The 16,998-nt window shown below is 72.8% G+C and carries 19 protein-coding genes; 11 read left to right on the top strand and 8 right to left on the bottom strand.

Translation table 11 applies throughout. From position 1 onward, the window contains the following. Positions 1 to 5 precede the first annotated feature (5 nt). Genes ODJ79_RS29805 through ODJ79_RS29795 form a run of 3 tightly spaced genes read left to right on the top strand, consistent with a single transcriptional unit; the run spans position 6 to position 2,964 of the window. Entirely contained in the window at positions 6 to 1,253 is a 1,248-nt protein-coding gene (locus ODJ79_RS29805) for an aminotransferase class I/II-fold pyridoxal phosphate-dependent enzyme (protein ID WP_263026930.1), read from the top strand. Continuing rightward, positions 1,253 to 2,545 (top strand): MFS transporter, encoded by a 1,293-nt coding sequence (locus tag ODJ79_RS29800; RefSeq protein WP_263026929.1) that lies wholly within the window; start codon positions 1,253 to 1,255, stop codon positions 2,543 to 2,545. Before ODJ79_RS29805 ends, ODJ79_RS29800 begins: the two co-directional genes overlap by 1 nt. After that, entirely contained in the window at positions 2,542 to 2,964 is a 423-nt protein-coding gene (locus ODJ79_RS29795) for a nuclear transport factor 2 family protein (RefSeq protein WP_263026928.1), read from the top strand. The genes ODJ79_RS29800 and ODJ79_RS29795 overlap by 4 nt, the downstream gene beginning before the upstream one ends. On the opposite strand, the gene ODJ79_RS29790 is transcribed toward ODJ79_RS29795, so the two are convergent. Further along, entirely contained in the window at positions 2,916 to 4,118 is a 1,203-nt protein-coding gene (locus ODJ79_RS29790; protein WP_263026927.1) for a hypothetical protein, read from the bottom strand. The genes ODJ79_RS29795 and ODJ79_RS29790 overlap by 49 nt on opposite strands. A gap of 43 nt (positions 4,119 to 4,161) precedes the next feature. Beyond that, entirely contained in the window at positions 4,162 to 4,956 is a 795-nt protein-coding gene (locus tag ODJ79_RS29785) for a thioesterase family protein (RefSeq protein ID WP_263026926.1), read from the bottom strand. 121 nt (positions 4,957 to 5,077) lie between these two features. On the opposite strand from ODJ79_RS29785, the gene ODJ79_RS29780 reads away from it, so the two are divergent. From ODJ79_RS29780 to ODJ79_RS29770, 3 genes are all read left to right on the top strand, one after another. Then, on the top strand, positions 5,078 to 5,659 hold the full coding sequence (locus ODJ79_RS29780; protein ID WP_263026925.1) for a TetR/AcrR family transcriptional regulator: 582 nt from the start codon (positions 5,078 to 5,080) through the stop codon (positions 5,657 to 5,659). 86 nt (positions 5,660 to 5,745) lie between these two features. Next, positions 5,746 to 6,690: a maleylpyruvate isomerase family mycothiol-dependent enzyme gene (locus ODJ79_RS29775; protein ID WP_263026924.1), complete on the top strand. Its 945-nt coding sequence runs from the start codon at positions 5,746 to 5,748 to the stop codon at positions 6,688 to 6,690. A 1-nt stretch (position 6,691) separates the two neighbouring features. Next, positions 6,692 to 7,258, top strand: coding sequence for an RNA polymerase sigma factor (locus ODJ79_RS29770; RefSeq protein WP_263026923.1), 567 nt, complete (start codon positions 6,692 to 6,694; stop codon positions 7,256 to 7,258). Positions 7,259 to 7,260: 2 nt separating this feature from the next. Here the strand turns inward: ODJ79_RS29770 and ODJ79_RS29765 are convergent, their stop codons facing one another. From ODJ79_RS29765 to ODJ79_RS29750, 4 genes are all read right to left on the bottom strand, one after another. After that, positions 7,261 to 7,701, bottom strand: a complete 441-nt coding sequence (locus ODJ79_RS29765; protein WP_263026922.1) for a nitroreductase family deazaflavin-dependent oxidoreductase — start codon at positions 7,699 to 7,701, stop codon at positions 7,261 to 7,263. Between the two features lie 201 nt (positions 7,702 to 7,902). Next, complete coding sequence (locus tag ODJ79_RS29760) at positions 7,903 to 9,459, bottom strand: PH domain-containing protein (RefSeq protein WP_263026921.1); 1,557 nt, start codon at positions 9,457 to 9,459, stop codon at positions 7,903 to 7,905. After that, positions 9,456 to 9,956 carry a PH domain-containing protein gene (locus ODJ79_RS29755; RefSeq protein ID WP_263026939.1) on the bottom strand — a complete coding sequence of 167 codons (501 nt, stop codon included), beginning with the start codon at positions 9,954 to 9,956 and terminating at the stop codon, positions 9,456 to 9,458. Before ODJ79_RS29755 ends, ODJ79_RS29760 begins: the two co-directional genes overlap by 4 nt. Positions 9,957 to 10,042: 86 nt before the next feature. After that, positions 10,043 to 10,624, bottom strand: a complete 582-nt coding sequence (locus ODJ79_RS29750; RefSeq protein WP_411267381.1) for a DUF4291 domain-containing protein — start codon at positions 10,622 to 10,624, stop codon at positions 10,043 to 10,045. 53 nt (positions 10,625 to 10,677) lie between these two features. Here ODJ79_RS29750 and ODJ79_RS29745 point away from each other — a divergent pair, with 53 nt between their 5' ends. From ODJ79_RS29745 to ODJ79_RS29725, 5 genes are read left to right on the top strand one after another with little or no spacing between them, the layout of a single operon-like run. Beyond that, positions 10,678 to 11,538 (top strand): NAD(P)-dependent oxidoreductase, encoded by an 861-nt coding sequence (locus ODJ79_RS29745; RefSeq protein ID WP_263026920.1) that lies wholly within the window; start codon positions 10,678 to 10,680, stop codon positions 11,536 to 11,538. Between the two features lie 8 nt (positions 11,539 to 11,546). Further along, the gene (locus ODJ79_RS29740; RefSeq protein ID WP_263026919.1) at positions 11,547 to 12,536 is read left to right on the top strand and encodes an NAD(P)-dependent alcohol dehydrogenase; all 990 of its coding nucleotides are present in this window, start codon (positions 11,547 to 11,549) and stop codon (positions 12,534 to 12,536) included. Positions 12,537 to 12,544: 8 nt separating this feature from the next. Further along, positions 12,545 to 13,453 carry a heavy metal-binding domain-containing protein gene (locus ODJ79_RS29735; RefSeq protein ID WP_263026918.1) on the top strand — a complete coding sequence of 303 codons (909 nt, stop codon included), beginning with the start codon at positions 12,545 to 12,547 and terminating at the stop codon, positions 13,451 to 13,453. Then, positions 13,450 to 14,283 carry a heavy metal-binding domain-containing protein gene (locus tag ODJ79_RS29730; RefSeq protein WP_263026917.1) on the top strand — a complete coding sequence of 278 codons (834 nt, stop codon included), beginning with the start codon at positions 13,450 to 13,452 and terminating at the stop codon, positions 14,281 to 14,283. The genes ODJ79_RS29735 and ODJ79_RS29730 overlap by 4 nt, the downstream gene beginning before the upstream one ends. A 17-nt stretch (positions 14,284 to 14,300) precedes the next feature. Then, on the top strand, positions 14,301 to 14,687 hold the full coding sequence (locus ODJ79_RS29725) for a hypothetical protein (RefSeq protein WP_263026916.1): 387 nt from the start codon (positions 14,301 to 14,303) through the stop codon (positions 14,685 to 14,687). Between the two features lie 2 nt (positions 14,688 to 14,689). Here the strand turns inward: ODJ79_RS29725 and ODJ79_RS29720 are convergent, their stop codons facing one another. Together ODJ79_RS29720 and ODJ79_RS29715 are read right to left on the bottom strand one after the other, a co-directional pair. Then, positions 14,690 to 14,971, bottom strand: a complete 282-nt coding sequence (locus ODJ79_RS29720; protein ID WP_263026915.1) for a hypothetical protein — start codon at positions 14,969 to 14,971, stop codon at positions 14,690 to 14,692. Positions 14,972 to 15,108: 137 nt separating this feature from the next. Then, entirely contained in the window at positions 15,109 to 16,926 is a 1,818-nt protein-coding gene (locus ODJ79_RS29715) for an anthranilate synthase family protein (RefSeq protein ID WP_317620715.1), read from the bottom strand. Between the last annotated feature and the right edge of the window lie 72 nt (positions 16,927 to 16,998).

The following is a 16,998-nucleotide window of genomic DNA, read 5'->3' as shown; positions in this document are numbered from 1 at the left end:
AGCACATGTCCCTTGCCCCCCTCACCGGCCTCGAGTACGTCCAGCGTGAAGGTCGCTGGGCCGATCTCGAGCGCCTGCGCAGCGGCAACCCGATGTACGACGCCACGATCGAGGAGATCAAGGGGCGGCGGATCCGGGTGGGCGACCACTGGCTGGCCGATTTCGCCTCCTGCAACTACCTCGGCTTCGACCTGGAGCCCGAGATCATGGCGGCCATCGAGCCCGAGGTGCGCCGCTGGGGCACGCACCCGAGCTGGTCGCGGCTGCTCGGCAACCCGGCGCTGTACCCGCAGATCGAGGAGCGCCTGACCGCGCTGCTCGACGCGCCCGACACGCTGGTGATGCCGACCGTCACGCACATACACATGTCGGTGATGCCGATCCTGGCCGGCAAGGGGTACGTCTTCCTCGACTCGCAGGCCCACAAGACCATCTACGACGGCAGCATGTACGCCCGCGGCCTCGGCGCCACCGTGCAGCGGTTCCGCGCCAACGACCACGAGCACCTGCGCGAGCTGCTGCGCGCGGCCCCCGGCGGCGTACCCAAGCTGGTCGCGATGGACGGCGTCAACAGCATGACCGGCAACGCTCCCGACCTGGCCGCGTTCGCCGCGGTCGCCCGCGAGTACGGTGCGCTGCTCTACGTCGACGACGCGCACGGCTTCGGCGTGATCGGCGAGCGGGCGGCCAACGAGACCTCGCCGTACGGCATCAAGGGCAACGCGATCGTCAAGTACTGCGGCGAGACCTACGACAACGTCGTGCTGGTCGGCGGCTTCTCCAAGGCGTACTCGTCGCTGCTGGCCTTCCTGGCCTTGCCGACCTGGCTGAAGAACCACCTCAAGGTCGCCGCGCCGCCGTACCTGTACTCCGGCCCGGCCCCGACCGCGTCGCTGGCCACCGTGCTGGCCGGCTTCGACGTGAACGAGAAGCGCGGCGACGCGATCCGCGCCGACCTGCACCGCAAGACCATGAAGGTGCTCGACCACGTGCGTGGGCTCGGCGTCTTCACCCCGAACACCGGTGACACGCCGGTGATCGAGCTGCCGCTAGCCGCCGGCGAGGACATCGACGCGGTCGGCAAGCTGCTGTGGGAGCGCGGGATCTACGTGACGCTGGCGGCGTACCCGCTGGTGCCGCGCGACCAGGTCGGCTTCCGGGCGCAGATCACGGCGGCCAACGCCGACGACGAGCTCGACGAGCTCAACGCGGTCATCACCGAGCTCGCCGAGGCCGGGAAGCTTCGCCGCTGATGCGCGCCGCCGGTCCGCTCGCACCGCTGCGCCATCGGCAGTTCCGGCTGCTGTGGACCGGCATGAGCGCTTCACTGATCGGCGACGGGATGCTCCTCGTCGCCCTCGCCTGGTTCGTGTACGACCGGTTCGGGCTGCCGAGCGCGATGTCCGCCGTGGGCGTCGCGCTCTCCCTGCCGCAGGTGGTGACGCTGCTGTTCGGCGGCGTGATCAGCGACCGTTTCGACCCGCGCCGGGTCATGCTCGTCTCCGACCTGGCGCGGGGCGCGGTCATGGCCGGCGTCGCGGCGCTCGCCATCGGCGGGGTGCTGACCTCGTTGTGGGCGCTGCTCGGGCTGATCGCGGTGTACGGGGCGGCGGCCGGGTTCTTCGGCCCGGCGTTCGACGCGCTGGTGCCGCAGATCGTGCCGGCGGACGACCTGGTCGCGGCGAACTCGCTCGACCAGTTCGTCCGCCCGGCCGGCCTGCAGATCTTCGGGCCGATGCTCGGCGGCCTGGTGGTCGGCCTGGCCGGGGCGGGGTGGGCCTTCGCCGCGGACGCGCTCACCTTCGTGGTCTCGGTCGTCTGCCTGCTGACCATGCGCCGGGCGGCCGCCCCGCCGCTTGCGGATAACTCGGACGAGTCGCTCTTTCAGGAAATGCGGGCCGGGCTGGGGTACGTGCGCAAGCACATCTGGCTGTGGGGCACGTTCCTCTCCGCCACGTTCACGTACCTGCTGTTCGTCGGCCCTACCGAGGTGCTGCTGCCGTACGTGGTGAAGACCGAGCTCGGCGGCAGCGCCACCGCGCTCAGCCTGGTGCTCACCTCCGGCGGCCTGGGCGCGATCGCCGCGGCGCTCGCGGTCGGCTGGATCGGCATTCCCCGCCGCTTCATCACCTACATGTACGTGACGTGGGCGATCGCGACGCTGGCCGTGGCCGGGTACGGCGCGGCCACCGCGACGTGGCAGCTGGCCGCGGCGTGCGTGGTGGTCAACGGCCTGGAAGCGGCCGGCACCGTGGCCTGGGCGACGACCAAGCAGCGGTTCGTGCCGGGCGACATGCTCGGCCGGGTGTCCAGCGTGGACTGGTTCGTCTCGACCGCCCTGCTGCCGCTGTCGTACGCGCTGGCCTCGCCGGTCGCGGCCTGGCTCGGGGCGCGGCAGACGCTGCTCGGGGCCGGCCTGCTCGGCGCGGCGGTCACCATCGGATTCCTGTTCCTGCCCGGGATGCGCGGGCCGGAGCGGTTGTCGGCCTCGCCGCCCGCCGCCCGTAACACCATCTCCGACACTCAAGAGGCGCTGGCCGCATGACCGAACCCCTGGATGCCGTACGGGACCTGAGCGACGCCTTCGCCGCCCGCGACCTCGGGGCGGCGCTGGCCTGCTTCGTCCCCGGCGACGACATCGGCTACGCCGGCTCCGAGCGGGACGAGACGGCGACCGGCCGGGACGCGCTGACCGCGCTGCTCGGCAAGGTCTTCCTGCGGGACGAGGCGTACGCGTGGACGGTGGCCGGTGCGACCGTGCATCGGTACGGCGCACACGCGTACCTCCTCGCCGAGGCCGACGGCCTGGTCCGGACGGACGCCGGCGCACGCGACGAGTTCCCCTACCGCGTCTCCGGCGTGGTCGAGCTGGTCGACCGCCGCTGGCGGTGGCGGCACTGCCAGGGCTCGGAGCCTCAGCTCACTTTGGAACCGGAGATCGACGGGTTGCCCTTCCCCAGGTAGAAGACGCCCCGGAAGGTCTCGAAGCCGTCGCTCGGGTTCCTGCGCAGCGTCGAGTTGCGGATGGTCAGCGTGCCGGTGCGGTCGTTGCTGACGAAGAAGATCGCGCCGCCGCCCTCGTTGGCGTGGTTCCTCTCCATCAGGGTGCCGTCGAGGACCAGCTTGAAGTCGTTGCCGTCCAGGTAGATGGCTCCGCCGCTGCCGCCGCCCGGGGTGCCGGCCCGGGCCGGGTTGGCGCCCCGGCCGATCGCGGTGTTGCCGGAGAAGACGCTGTTCAGCACGGTCCAGGAGACCCCGATGCTGCTGAGCGCCGAGCCGTTCGCGCACGACCCGCCGGTGAACGTGCTGCCCACGATGTAGACCGGGTCGTCGCCGCCCTGCTCCAGCACGCGCATCGCCGCGCCGCCCAGGTCCGGGCCCGTGCTGTCGCACCGGTTGTCGGTGAACCGCGAGTTGACCACCTTGATGTGCCCGCCGCGCGCGAAGATCGCGCCGCCCCCGCCCGGGTACTCGTCGTCGTTCGGCTGCCCGATGCTGTTGCCCCGGGTGAAGGCCACGTTCTGGATGGTCAGCCGGGGATAGTCCTGGTCCTGGCAGTGCGAGGTGCGCGGCCCGAGGCTCGCGTCGCACGCGTTCAGGTAGATGATCCGCCGCTTGCCGCCGCCGCTGAGCGTGACCCGTCCGCCGCCGTCGAGGACGACCGGTTTGGTGCTGTTGTGCACCTTGGCCGTCGCCGTCATCGTGATCGTGACCGGCACCGGCCCGCAGTTGAAGGCGATGACGCCGCCCGCGGCGACGGCCTTCACCACCGCCGAGGAGGTGCAGCTCGCGGCAGTGCCGTTGCCGATCGTACGGGTGGGATGGCTGCTGTCCGCGGCCCGCGCGGCGGCCGGGATCGCGGCATGCCCGGCCGGGTTGCCCGGCTTGGCGAGCGTCTTGGGCGCCACCGACTTGGACGGTGTCGGCGTCGGTGTCACGCCGGCCGACGCGGACGACCCGGCCGGCGGCGTCGCGGAGGCCTCCGGTGAGCCGGCCGGATCGGACCAGTGGGGCCCGGCGGCCGCCGGGTCGTCGTGGCCGGCGGAGTGACACCCGGCGAGCGCACCGAGGCCGAGCAGGCCGACCGCCGCAGCGGCAAGGACCGGTCGATTTCGCACCGAGCGATGGTACGGCCCCTGTCCAGCCCTCGGGTATGGGCCGTCAGTGGCGGATCGCGGCCAGCTGCGTCGCCTGCGCGACCAGGTTGCCCTTGGCGTCCCAGGCCATTGCGGTCTCGTCCATCCGTCCCGAGGTGATCTCCGCCGCCTGCATGGTCACCCGCAGCGGCCCGGGCGCGGGCAGTCTCCGCAGATAGGCCGTGAGGGAAACGGTCGGCGCCCACCCCTTGACCCCCAGCACCAGCGAGATGGGCGGCGCCGGGTCGAGCGCGACCAGCAGGCTGAGCGGATCCCACTCCGACCCGTCGGCCAGCCGCAGCCAGGCCGCGGTGCGCCCGGCCGGCGAGGGCTGCCCCATCGCGAACCCCAGCGACGACGGATCCAGCCGATGCTCCACCACATCGAGGATGTGCACGCGGAACGGCGACCCCGGCGAATCCGCCGGCAGCAGCACGCAGTCGTCCTCGCCCGGCATCTCGGGCGCCTCCGCCGCGGTCCACCACGGCGCGGCGTCGTCCAGCGCGCCCTGGGTGACCAGCGCTTCGACACAGACCTGCCGGTCCTGCACCAGGCTCGCCCGATACTGCGCCGTGGTACGCCCTTCGCGCAGCAGGGTCACCGACACCGTGGCCGGACCCGCGGCGGGCGGCCGCAGGAACGAAGCCGTGACCGCGACCGGATACGCGTGCCCGCCGCCGACGGCCGAGACCGCACGCCCGAGCACCGCCAGCAGATATCCGCCGTGCAGCTTGTCGCCGACGGCCCACCGCGGGTCGAGGTCGGCGAGGAAACCGCCCTCGGCGGGTCGAACCGCGGTCGCCTCCGCGAACGTCGTCATTTGATCAAGCTCGCACGCCCTCTCGACCGGGTCAAATCCCCCCGCCCGAGGACGGCGGATCGGCCATCTTCGTGTGGGAGGATCGGCGCGTCCTTTTGTCCCGATCCGAGAAAGAGGACGCGTGCAGCTTCGTCGCGCCGACATTCTGCGTGCCGCCCGCGAGCTGATCGACGCCGAAGGGCTCGACGAGTTCGCCCCGCGCAAGCTCGCCGCCGCGCTCAAAGTGCCGGCCGGCGACCTCCAGTGGTACTTCGCGGACCGGCCGGCGGTGCTCGAGGCGCTCGCCGACGACCTGATGGCCGGCGTGGGCGACCCGCCGCCGGCCGGCCCCTGGGACCAGCGGCTGATCACGCTCGCGCATCGGCTGCGCCGCGCCCTGCTCGGCCTGCGCGACGGCGCCCGGCTGTTCTCGAGCACCTCGGTGGCCGAGCCGAACACGGTGCTCGCCGGCCGCACCGGCATGCTCATCCTGATCGAGGCCGGCCTGCCGCCGGACCGGGCCGCCTGGACGGTGATGGCGTTGACCCAGTTCATCGTCGGTCACGTGATCGAGGAGCAGTCCACCCGGCCGAAGCCGGCGGCGGGTCCGGCCGGCGAGGACGAGCTGATCGGTGAGCTGGCCGCCACCGTCACCGCCGATCCGGCCCGGCGCTTCGAGTTCGGCCTGGGCCTGATGCTCGACGGCATCCGCCGTCTCTTTTAGACGGCCTCTGTCCGGAATCTGAACGCGAAGCCCCTCTCCAACCGCGTAGGGTGCATCGACGGACGGCGCTGGAGGGGGGCCGCGCGATGGATCACCCGGACGACCTGCTGGAGTCGTTCGCGTTCGGCGAGACGTTCGGTGCGGCACCGGCGGTCGGCGCGCATGTGGACGCCTGCCCACAGTGCGCCGCGCACGTCGAGCTGGCGCGGGCCGCGGCCGGCTGGCTCGCCACCTCGCACGTCGCCACCCCGCCGAGCGGCCTGCGGTCCCGGGTCCTGACGGCCGCCGTCGGGGCGCGGCCGCCGTCGTCCGGTTCCGTTTCCTCCGCGTACGTCGCGGAGGTCGCCGATCTGGGCGTGCTGCTCGACTCCCTGTCGCCCGCGCAGTGGTCGGCGCCCACCGTGGACGGCCGCTCGGTCCGCGACCTCGTCCGGCACCTGACCGGGAACGACGGCAACGTGCTCGCCGATCTGGGCGTGCCGGGACCGCCGGGGGAGCGCTGGCGGCAGCAGTCCGACCTGCTGCTGCGCACGGTCGGCCAGGGCGGCGACGCGCTGCTCGACCGTCCGGTACGGCTGGCCGGCAAGGTGCCCGTCCGCCGCCCGCTGCGCGACGCGCTGACCCAGCGCGCCTTCGAGACCTGGATCCATCGGGACGACATCCGGATCGCCGTCGCGCTGCCGCCGATTCCGCCCGCGTCCGATCACCTGTCCCGCATTCTCGGGTTCGGACTGGCCATGCTGCCCGCCGCGATCGATGCCGCCGGGCGGGCCCGGCCCGGCAAGGTGCTGCTCGACCTGACCGGTCCGGGTGGCGCCGAGCACGTGGTGGGCATGGGCACCCGGGCAACGGCGTCCGACACCGGCGCGAGCAACGGCGCGTGGCTGGCCGAGGTGCGGATGCCGGCCGAACGGTTCGGGCGGCTGATGGCCGGGCGGGTGCCGGTGACGCCCTCGGTCGCGGTGGTGCGTGGCGATCGGTCCGCGGCGCTCGACCTGCTCGCCGTCGCCGCCACGCTGGGATGTGAGTGACGTGCGGTCCCGTGCCGAGGACGTGCGGCTCCGCGCCCAGCTCGTCGCCGCCGAGGAGAGCGCGCTGACCGAGGTGTACGACCTGCACGCGCCCTCGGCGTACGCGCTGGCGGCCCGCATCACCGGCGATCCGTCCTGGGCCGAGGACGCCGTGCAGGAGGCCTTCGTCGAGTTGTGGCGGCATCCCGAGCGCTTCGATCCGTCGACCGGCTCGCTGCGCACCTGGCTATGCATGATCGCCCGGCGCCGGGCGATCGACCTGTTGCGCCGGCAGTCGGCGCAACGCGAACATTGGAACCGGCTGGCCGGGCAGGCGCCGATCGAGCCCACGGTCGAGGACGACGTGGTGAGCGCCGCGCAGGCGAAGGCCGTACGAGAATGCGTACGCGATCTGCCGGTGCTGTACCGCGACGTCATCGCGCTCGCCTACTACTACGGGTTGTCCTATCGGCAGGTGGCGGTGGAGCTCGGGGTGCCGGAGGGTACCGCCAAGTCGCGGCTGCGCAGCGGGTTGCGGCTGCTCGCCGAGCGGATGTCGGCGGCCGGCTACCCGATGGGCGCCCCCTGACCTCAGCCGATCGGGACGATGCGGAAGACCGGGAAGCCCGGCGCCGCCGCCTCGATGTCGGCATCCGGCGAGTCGGCCTTCAGCCCGTCGAAGAACGCGCCCGTCTCCCAAGCCCATTTGCGCAGGTAGAGGCGGATCAGCGGGGACTTGTCGGCGTCGGCGATCTCGACCGGGGTGAAGCGCTCGCTGCGCCGGCCCAGGCGGAGCTCACCCTCGCCGACCGCGCGCAGGTTGCGCACCCATTGAGTGTGGCCGCGAGGCGCGAGCAGGTACTGACTTCCCTGGTACGTGAACAGGTTGACCACCGTGGTGCGCACCTCGCCGCTCTTGCGGCCGCGGACGGCGAGGACGCGGCTGCCGAGCAGGCTGATGCCGCGGGCGGTGAGCCACTTGGTGAGCGCGTTGAAGAGGTGGGCGGTGCGGTTCGGGGCCAGGTAGCGCATGGGTCTCTCCTCAAGTTGCGAGAGCAGTGCTCTCTCTTGAGTTCAGTGAACCCCGAACGCCTGCACACTGTCAAGAGCAGTGCTCTCATTTTGTGTCGGGTGTCCTGGATGCCAGCATGGCGCAGAAGAGGGCGCCCTGCTCGATCGCGTCGTCCAGGGCGACGTGGCTGTGCGGCGAATCGTCGTAGATCTCGGGTCGCGTTATGCCCGCAGGCTAGACGCGGGCCAGTCGGTGAGGAACTGGTCCAGCAGGCCGGGGACGGTTTCCCGGGCGACCCGGAGCGCCTCGGCGTCCGGGACGTCGGGGATCGCGTAGCCCTGGCGGCCGCCGGCCGTGGTGGCTACCAGGGTGGTCAGGCCGGCGCGGCGCTGGAAGAGGGAGGTCCGCAGGTTCCAGCCGATCACCGCGTCGCTGCGCAGCACGTAGCGGCGGCGCACCACGCTGCCGAACCGGCTGACCAGCCAGCCGTCGATGCGGGCGTGCCCCAGCGACGCCGCGCGGTCGGTCGCCAGCAGCGCGCCGAACGGCAGCAGCACCAGCGCCGACCAGAATGCCGACCAGGGGGCGCCGGCGAACAGCACGAACCCCAGCACGATCAGGATCAGGATCGTGCTGACCGTGGCGGCTCGGGTGAACCGGCGCCGGCGGGCCCGCGGGCCGTGCGGGGTCAGGGCCACGGTCAGCGGGTCGGCGTCGCCGATGACGGTGCCGGCCACGTCCACCGCGACGGCGCGGGGCGCCGGTGGCAGCAGGATCGAGCCGCCGCGTTCGGAGCCGCGGCCGACCCGCAGGCCGGTGGCGATGGCCAGGACCCGGGCGCCGCGCACCGAGCGCAGCAGCAGCGGTTCGCTCAGCTCCACGCCGCGCAGCCGCCGCTCCTCGATCGTGGTGTTGCGGGTGGTGAGCAGGCCGCGCCGGACGTGCAGGGTGCCGCTGCCGTGCCGGCTCAGCCGGAAGTTCCAGAACGACAGGACGTACCCGATGGTCGAGGCGATCACGGTGAACACGACCACCACGGCCGCCACCAGCAGAACCGCCACCGGCAGGGGCTGCCGGCCCAGGTAGTCGATCGAGTCGTGGACGTAGCCGATCTTCGTGAGGTCGACGTGGCCCTCGTTCACCAGGCGGGAGCCGAGGCCGAACAGCACGCCGATCGCGACCAGGCCGGACAGCGTGAACGGGCCGAACCGGACCCACGCCGGGTCCAGGGCGGCGAGGGTGGTCTCGGCGGGGGCCGCGCCGGGCGGCGGCACGACCTCCGCATCCGCCGCGGCGGCCGGGCGATGCAGCAGTTCGCGGTGCAGGTTCTCGGCGGCCGCGGCGCCCAGGCCGTCCAGCTTCACGCCGTCGTTCTTCCGGTCGGTCTGTCCGGTGCCGACGGTGACCCGGGCCAGGCCGAAGATCCGGTGCAGCACGTTCGACGTGACGTCCACGGTGCGGATCCGGTCTCGTGGCACGGTCAGCACCCGGCGGCGGAGCAGGCCCCGGCGCACCTGTACGTGGGTCGGGGTGATCCGGAACGAGGTGGTGAAGTAGCGCAGGAAGCCGATGCCGATGGTGATGCCGCCGACCGCCAGTGCCCACCAGCCGCGCTCGCCGCCGTCGCCGTTGCCGCTGCGAATCCCGAGCACCAGCAGGAACAGCGGGAAGATCAGCCGCCGCAACTCGAGCACCGGGTGCACGGCCAGCATCCGGGGGCTCAGCCGCCGCCAGCCGTCCTTGGCGTCGACCGTCGGCCCCTCGACCGTGGTGGTCACGTGGCGTCCCCGGTGGTCCGGCCGACCCGGGCGGTCAGGTCGGCGACCAGCTGGTCGGCGTCCCTCGCGGCCAGGCCGTCAATCTTGATCGGGCCGGCCGCCGACGCGGTGGTCACGGTCACGTTCGCCAGCCGGAACAGCTGCTCGATCGGGCCGCGCTCGCTGTCCACGGTCTGCACCCGGGAGATCGGCGCGATCCGCCGCTCCTGGCTGAGCCAGCCGGTCTGGGTGTAGACCGCGGTGTCGGTCGCCTCCCAGCGGTGCACCCGGTAGCGCCACTGCGGCATCACCAGCAGGTGCACGGCGGCCAGCACCGTCCACAGCATGCCCACGACCAGGTGGGGGAGGGTCGATCCGTCGCTGTCGGCGAACCACCAGATGACCTGGGGAATCAGCAGCACGACCCAGAGCACCGCGGCCTTGGCCGTCCAGTACCACAGGGCGCGGGGGCTGACCCGGTACATCGGCGGCCGTAGCCGCACCACATCTGCCGTCATGGTCACCCCTCCACCATCGCACCCGCTGCCCAGTCCGCATCGGCCCGTTCGTCGTGCGACGGCCGGGACAAATGTCATGGGCGTCGTCAGGCGCCGACCACCGCACCGACCGCGGACGGCAGCGGGTAGACCGACTCCGCCGGTAGCAGGCCGGCCGCCGCGTCGCGGCCGGCGTGGATCTTTCGTACCAGGTCGGTGATGTCGGTGATGGTCTCGGTCCACTCGTCGACGTAGTGGTCGACCGCGACCCCGCCCAAGCCCACCTGCAGCGACCGGTACGGCAGCGGCCGGCCGTCCAGCCCGCGCTCCGGGTCCCACTGCACCCGCACCGGGCTCGTCCGGACCAGGCGCGCCCAGGTCGGCCGGTCCGGGTAGAGGTCTCGGTCGAAGTCGCTGAGCGCGGCGTTGGCCAGCGCCCACTCGAAACCGTCCCGCCGGATCTCGATCGCCAGCACCCGCTCCTGGCCGGGCTTCGTCGCCCAGCCGCAGCGGTACATCATCCAGAGGAACGACGGCTTGATCCAGGTCATCCGCTCGCGCTTGAACGGCGCGACGAACCGCCCGGCCGCCACCGCCGCCCGGGCGATCTCCTCCGGGTAGGCCTGGTACACGGTGATCGTGCGGTCGGTGTACCGGGCGCGTACCTGTCGCATCTCCACGCCCTGCATGATTGCCGCCCGGCGCCGCGGGCGCACCTCGAAAACGCCGGTAGATTGCCCGAATGACGGTAGTCGGCCTGGTCGGTGCGGGACACATGGGTTCGGGGCTCGGTTGGGCGCTGCGCGAGGGCGGCCACGACGTCGTCACCTCGCTGGCGGGGCGGTCGGCGCGGACGGCGGGGCTTGCCCGGGAGGCGGGGCTGCGGATCGTCGCCCGGCCGGCCGACGTGCTGGCCGAGGCGGACGTCGTGCTGGTGGTCACCCCGCCGGGGGCCGCGGTCGACGCCGCCCGGGAGATCGCCGCGACGACCGGTACGGGCCGGCCGCTGGTGGTGGATCTGAACGCCATCTCCCCGGCGACCGCGACGACGGCCGCCGAGCTGCTCACCGCGGCCGGCTTCGACTTCGTCGACGGGTCCATCTCGGGGCCACCGCCCACGGTGCGGCCCGGGGCGCGGCTCTACCTGTCCGGCACGCGGGCGGCCGAGGTCGCGGCTCTGCGCTGGACGCACGCCCGGCCGGTGGTGGTCGGGGACCGGGTCGGCGCGGCGAGCGCGGTGAAGATGTCGACGGCGTCCGTCTACAAGGGGCTGATGGGTCTGCTGACGCAGGCGATCCGGGCCGCCGGGGCGTACGACGTCCTGGAGCCGGTGATGGCCGATCTGGGCGAGAGCTTCGGAACCCCGTACGAGGTGGCGCTGGCCGCGACGAAGGCGCACCGCTACGTCGCCGAGATGGCGGAGATCGCGCGGTCGCAGGCGGCCGCGGGGCTGACGCCGGCCCTGTTCGAGGCGTTCGCCGAGATCTGGGCCGAGATCGCGGACCGGCCGCTCGCCGACGGCCGGCCGGAGACGCTGCCCCGCGGGATCACCGCCCGGCAGGTGGCCGACGGCCTACCCGTCCGGGCCCGGTTACGGGAATGATGGTCCACATGAGAGCGATCGGGTACGACCGGTACGGCCCGCCGGACGTATTGCGCGTCGAGGACGTGCCGATTCCCGCGCCCGCGGCCGGGCAGGTCCTGGTCCGGGTCGCGGCGACGTCGATCAACCTCAGTGACTGGGAGTGCCTGCGCGGGACTCCGGCGTACGCCCGGATCGGTGGTCTGCGCACCCCGGCGCGCCGGACACTCGGCTCGGACATCGCCGGGGTGGTGGAGGCGGTCGGGTCCGGCGTCACCCGGTTCCGCCCCGGCGACGAGGTGTACGGCGACAACCTCGGCCTCAAGGGCGGCTTCGCCGAGTACGCTCTCGCGCCCGAGTCGGTGCTGGCGCCGAAACCGGCCGGGCTGAGCTTCGCCGAGGCGTCGACGATCCCGCAGGCGGGCCCGATCGCGCTGCAGGGCGTCGCCGGCGCCGGCCCGGGCAGCCGGGTGCTGATCAACGGGGCCGGCGGCGGGTCGGGCACCTTCGCGATCCAGCTGGCCAAGAGCCAGGGCGCGCACGTGACCGGCGTCGACAACGCCGCGAAGCTCGACTACATGCGGTCGCTGGGCGTGGACGAGGTGATCGACTATCGGGCCGACGACTTCACCCGGCACGGCCCGTACGACCTGATTCTTGATCTTGTGGCGCACCGCTCGGTCTTCGCCTACCGCCGGGCGCTGGCGCCCGGCGGACGTTATCGGTGCGTGGGCGGCCCGGTTCCGACCGTGCTGCGGGTGCTCACGCTCGGCTGGGTGGTCGGGCGGCTCAGTGGCCGGCGCATCGGCGTGCTCGGCGTCCGGCCGGGGCCGGACCGCTTCGGTCCGATAGCCGACCGTTGCCTCGCGGGCGAGGTCGAGATCCGGATCGACCGCACGTTCGCCCTGGAAGAGACGCCCGAGGCGCTGGCGTACGTCGGCGCGGGACGGGCCCTCGGCAAGGTTGTGGTCAGCCCGGCCGCGGGCCGAGACCCCGCCGCTGGCGCGACCGGCGTATGACTGGAAACGTGACGGTTGACGGTTGGGACGGGCGCGGGTTGCCTCCCGTGGCCCGGGCGCGGGTCGAGCGGGCCGCGGCCGACGGGGTCCGCACGTCGCTGTTGTCGGCGGACGGGCTGGCCGGGCTCGAGGTGGCCGGCTTCGACGCGGTCGGCGAGGTGCTCGGCACGACGGTGATGCAGATCGGCTGGCGCGGCTGGGGCGGCTGCGGCTGGCAGCCGGGCTGGGGCGGCCCGAACCGCGGCTTCTTCGGCGGCCCGCTGCCCGGCGAGCCGGTCGCGGTGGCCCGGCCGACGCGCTGGTCCGGCTACGAGCCGTACGCGAAGGCGATCCGCCACGGCCGGAACACCGCGCTCGGCCGGATGCGTGCGGAGGCCGCCGCGCTCGGCGCCGACGGCGTGGTCGGGGTGCGGCTCACCGAGGAGCGGATGGAGGGGCAGAAGCACGAGTTCATGGCGCTCGGCACCGCGGTCCGCTCGCGCGGCCGGCAGCGTCCCGAGCGGCCCTTCACCACCGACCTCGCCGCGCAGGACCTCGCCAAGCTGCTCGACGCGGGCTGGGTGCCGGCCGGGATCATCTTCGGGCTGGCCATCGCCGTACGCCACGACGACTGGCGCACCAACACCGCGCTCAGCCCGTTCGCCGGCAACATCGAGGTCTCCGGTTACACCGAGCTGATCACCCACGTCCGGGCCGCCGCCCGCGACGACTTCGCCGCTCGGGTGGCCGCCCTCGGCGCGGACGCCGCACTGATGTCGGGCATCCGGTCGAGGATGTGGAAGGTGGAGGCCGGCGAGAACCACACCGACCACGCCGCGGAGTGCATCGTCACCGGCAACGCGATCGTTCACTACCGGACCGGGCGCCGGTCCACCACCAGCAGTCTCACCATCCTGCCGCTGCGGAGCATGCGATGACCGTGAACACCCCCGCCGTCTCCGGCGTACCCGACGATGCCATGCGCCGGCTGGCGCAGATGCGGCCCGGGCAGTCGACCAGCCTGTTCACCTCCGACCTGAGCGTCAACGAGTTCCTGCTGGTCCGCGAGGCCGGTTTCCGGCCGCTCGGCCTGGTGCTCGGCTCGAGCATCTACCACGTCGGCATCCAGTTCGGCCGATGGAGCCAGAACCGCGAGCTCGACCAGCTCTCCCAGGCGATGTACCACGCCCGGGAACTGGCGATGACCCGGATGGAGGCCGAGGCCGACGCGCTCGGCGCCGACGGCATCGTCGGGGTGCGGCTGGACATCGAGTTCAAGGAGTTCGGCTCCGAGCTGGCCGAGTTCATCGCGATCGGCACCGCGGTCAAGGCCGACTCGCCGCCCGACTCGGGCGGCACCTGGCGCAACCGGCACCACCAGCCGTTCACCAGCGACCTGTCCGGGCAGGACTTCTGGACGCTGATCCAGGCCGGCTACGCCCCGCTCGGCATGACCATGGGCACCTGCGTCTACCACATCGCACACCAGCGGTTCTGGCAGGCGATGGGCAACATCGGGCAGAACGTCGAGATCCCGCAGTACACCGAGGCCCTGTACGACGCCCGCGAGCTGGCGATGAGCCGCATGCAGGCGGAGGCGGAACAGCTCGGCGCCGAGGGCATCGTCGGCGTGCAGATGCTCTCCAACTCGCACCGCTGGGGCGGGCACACCACCGAGTTCTTCGCGATCGGCACGGCCGTGCGCCCGCTGCGCGCCGACCACGTCATCGCCAAACCGCAGCTCGTGCTGCCGTTGACCGACCGATGACCGCCGGTCTGGGTCCCATGGGGGACCTTCATCTGATCGCCGCCGCCCTGCGCGCCGACCGTGCCGACGTCGAGTCGTACACCCGGGTGCTGACCACGGTCCTCGGCGACGCGCTGCCGCCCGAGATGGTCGAGGTGGAGCGCAAACGCTCGCTGGCCGACCGGATGAACGGGCGGCCGGGCACGCCGGTGGCGCTGACCATCCGGACGCCCGACGAGATGCTGCTGCTGAGGCAGGAGACGCACGGCGTGCACGCCGAGGTACACCAGATCGTCCGCGGCGTGACCATCAAGCGCAGCACGGTCGGCGTGGACGACTGGCTGGTCGCGCTGGCCGGGTTGCTGTCGAGGCTGGCCGGCAGCTCGGCGGCGGCCCGGGATGCGCTCACCAAACTGCTCGGCTGAGGCTAGTCGCGGGGGCGGGCCTCGGCGACGATCGTCTCGGCGACCTGGCGCAGCTGGGCCGGGTCCGGGTGGAACCCGTCGGCGATGTCGGGGTGCAGGCCCGATTTGGTACGCCGCAGCAGGACCGCCGCGACCTCGTCGACCGGCTCCCCGGCGTACGCCTGCCTGGTCGTCTCGGTCGCGGCCCGCAGCGCCGACGTCAGCTGTTCCTGCAGGGGCTCGCGCAGCTTCTCCTCGACCGGGCTGAGGCTGGTCGCGTCCAACGTCACCTGCGGCTCCGCCATCGTTCCCCCTCTTCGTAGGACGGCGCGACGCGGATACCCATCCGCGTCGCGCCGGAAACTCCGCAGGGGTCGGCCGCGGCGGGCCGGTGGTCCAAGCGGAGGCTCTCGATCCTCTTGAACCACCGGTTGTTCCTTCGCTACCCGTTCGTGGCTGGGCTAATCGCGCCCGCCGTCACTATCGGCAGCAGCTCGGCGAGGATGGCCACGCCGTCCCGGCTCAGCACCGACTCGGGGTGGAACTGCACCCCGGCGAAGCCGTGCCCGCGCAGCGCGTGCACCGTGCCGTCGGCCGGGTCGCGGGAGATCTCCACCGGGCCGCACGGCGAGTCGATCCGGTCGGCGTCGGCCACCGCGGCGAAGCTGGAGTAGAAGCCGACCCGGCGCTCCCGCCCGAAGACCTCGACGTCGCGGGCCAGCCCCTGGTACGGCGAGTCCCGCCGGTGCATCCGCAGCCCGAGCAGCACGGCCAGGATCTCGTGGCCCAGGCAGACGCCGAGCACCGGGCGGCGGGCGGCGAGCAGGTCGGCGACCAGGTCGCGCATCGCCGCCATCTTCGGGTCGGCCAGGTCGTCCGGGTCGCCCGGGCCGGGGCCGACCACGACCAGGTCGGGCTCGATCGGGGTGCGGGCGACGGCCGACTGCCACGGCACGACCGTGACCCGCAGGCCGAGCGCCTTGAGCTGGTGGGCGAGCATCGCGGTGAAGGTGTCCTCGCCGTCGACGATCAGCGCGGTCCGGCCGGCCAGTGCGGGCACGGTGAGCGCGCCGGGCTCGCGGGAGTCGAGCCAGAATCGCGCCAGGTGGTCGTTGCGCGCGGCCAGTGCCGCGCGGATCTCCGGCGACTCCGCTTCCGGGCGTACGGGCGCGGCAGCGTGCCCGGACGCGCCGAGAGCGGCCAGGATCCCCGCCGCTTTGGTGTGCGTCTCGGCCACCTCCCCGGCGGCGGTGGAATGCCGCACCAGGGTGGCGCCGACCGGCACCCGCAGCGTGCCGTCCGGGGTGATCTCGGCGGTGCGGATCAGGATCGGCGCGTCCAGCGACTGCCGGCCCTGGTCGTCGTGGTCGAGCAGGGCCAGCACACCGGCGTAGTAGCGGCGGCCCCGGCGCTCGTGGCGGGCGATCACCCGGCAGGCGTTCTCGATCGGGCTGCCGGTCACGGTCGGCGCGAACATCGTCTCGCGCAGCACCTCGCGCACGTCCAGCGAGCCGCGGCCGGCCAGCAGGTACTCGGTGTGGGTCAGGTGCGCCATCTGCTTGAGGTACGGGCCGGCGACCTGGCCGCCGTGCTCGGCGACGGTAGCCATCATCTTCAGCTCCTCGTCGAGCACCATGTAGAGCTCCTCGACCTCCTTGGGGTCGGCGAGGAAGTCGATCAGGCGACCCGAGCCGTGCCGGAACGTGCCGCTGATCGGGTTCATCATGGTGATCCCGTCGGCGACGCTGACGTGCCGCTCGGGGGTGGCGCCGACCAGCGTACGGCTGCCGGTGTGCACCAGGAACGTCCAGTAGGTGCCCTGCTCGGCGGCGAGCAGGCGGCCGAACGCGGCCCTGGCGGCGGCCACCGGGTCGCCGTCGACCGTGGCCTGGTAGACGCGGTGGATCACGAAGTTGGCGCCCTCGCCGTGACCGATCTCGTCGCGCAGGACGGTCTCGACGATCTCGCCGTACTCCTCGTCGGACAGGTCGAACCCGCCCGGGCGAAGCCGCAGCGGGCCGGCCGGGAAATCGGCGAGCGGCGCGGTGGTTCGCGAGTCGACGAGGAGGCATTCCAGCGGGACGCCGTCGTCGACGCAGTCGAAGCCGCGCTCGGCGATCTGCCGATAGGGGATCACCGCGAGGGTCGGTCGGTCTTTGACCAGCGGGATCTCGTCGAGCGTACGGACGGTGAGCACGTCCCCGGTGAGCACCTCGACGTGGTCGGCGCCGTCCCGGTGGAGCAGGGCGAAGGGCTGCATGGCTGTCCTCTTCCTGGGCTGGGGCTGCCGGCCGAGGCGGAGGGCCATCACACGAGAGCGGCCGCCTCGGGG

Origin of the sequence: Actinoplanes sp. KI2, assembly GCF_025630775.1 — a bacterium.
In the GTDB taxonomy this organism is placed as follows: domain Bacteria; phylum Actinomycetota; class Actinomycetes; order Mycobacteriales; family Micromonosporaceae; genus Actinoplanes.
This window is presented reverse-complemented; position numbering and strand designations above follow the sequence as displayed.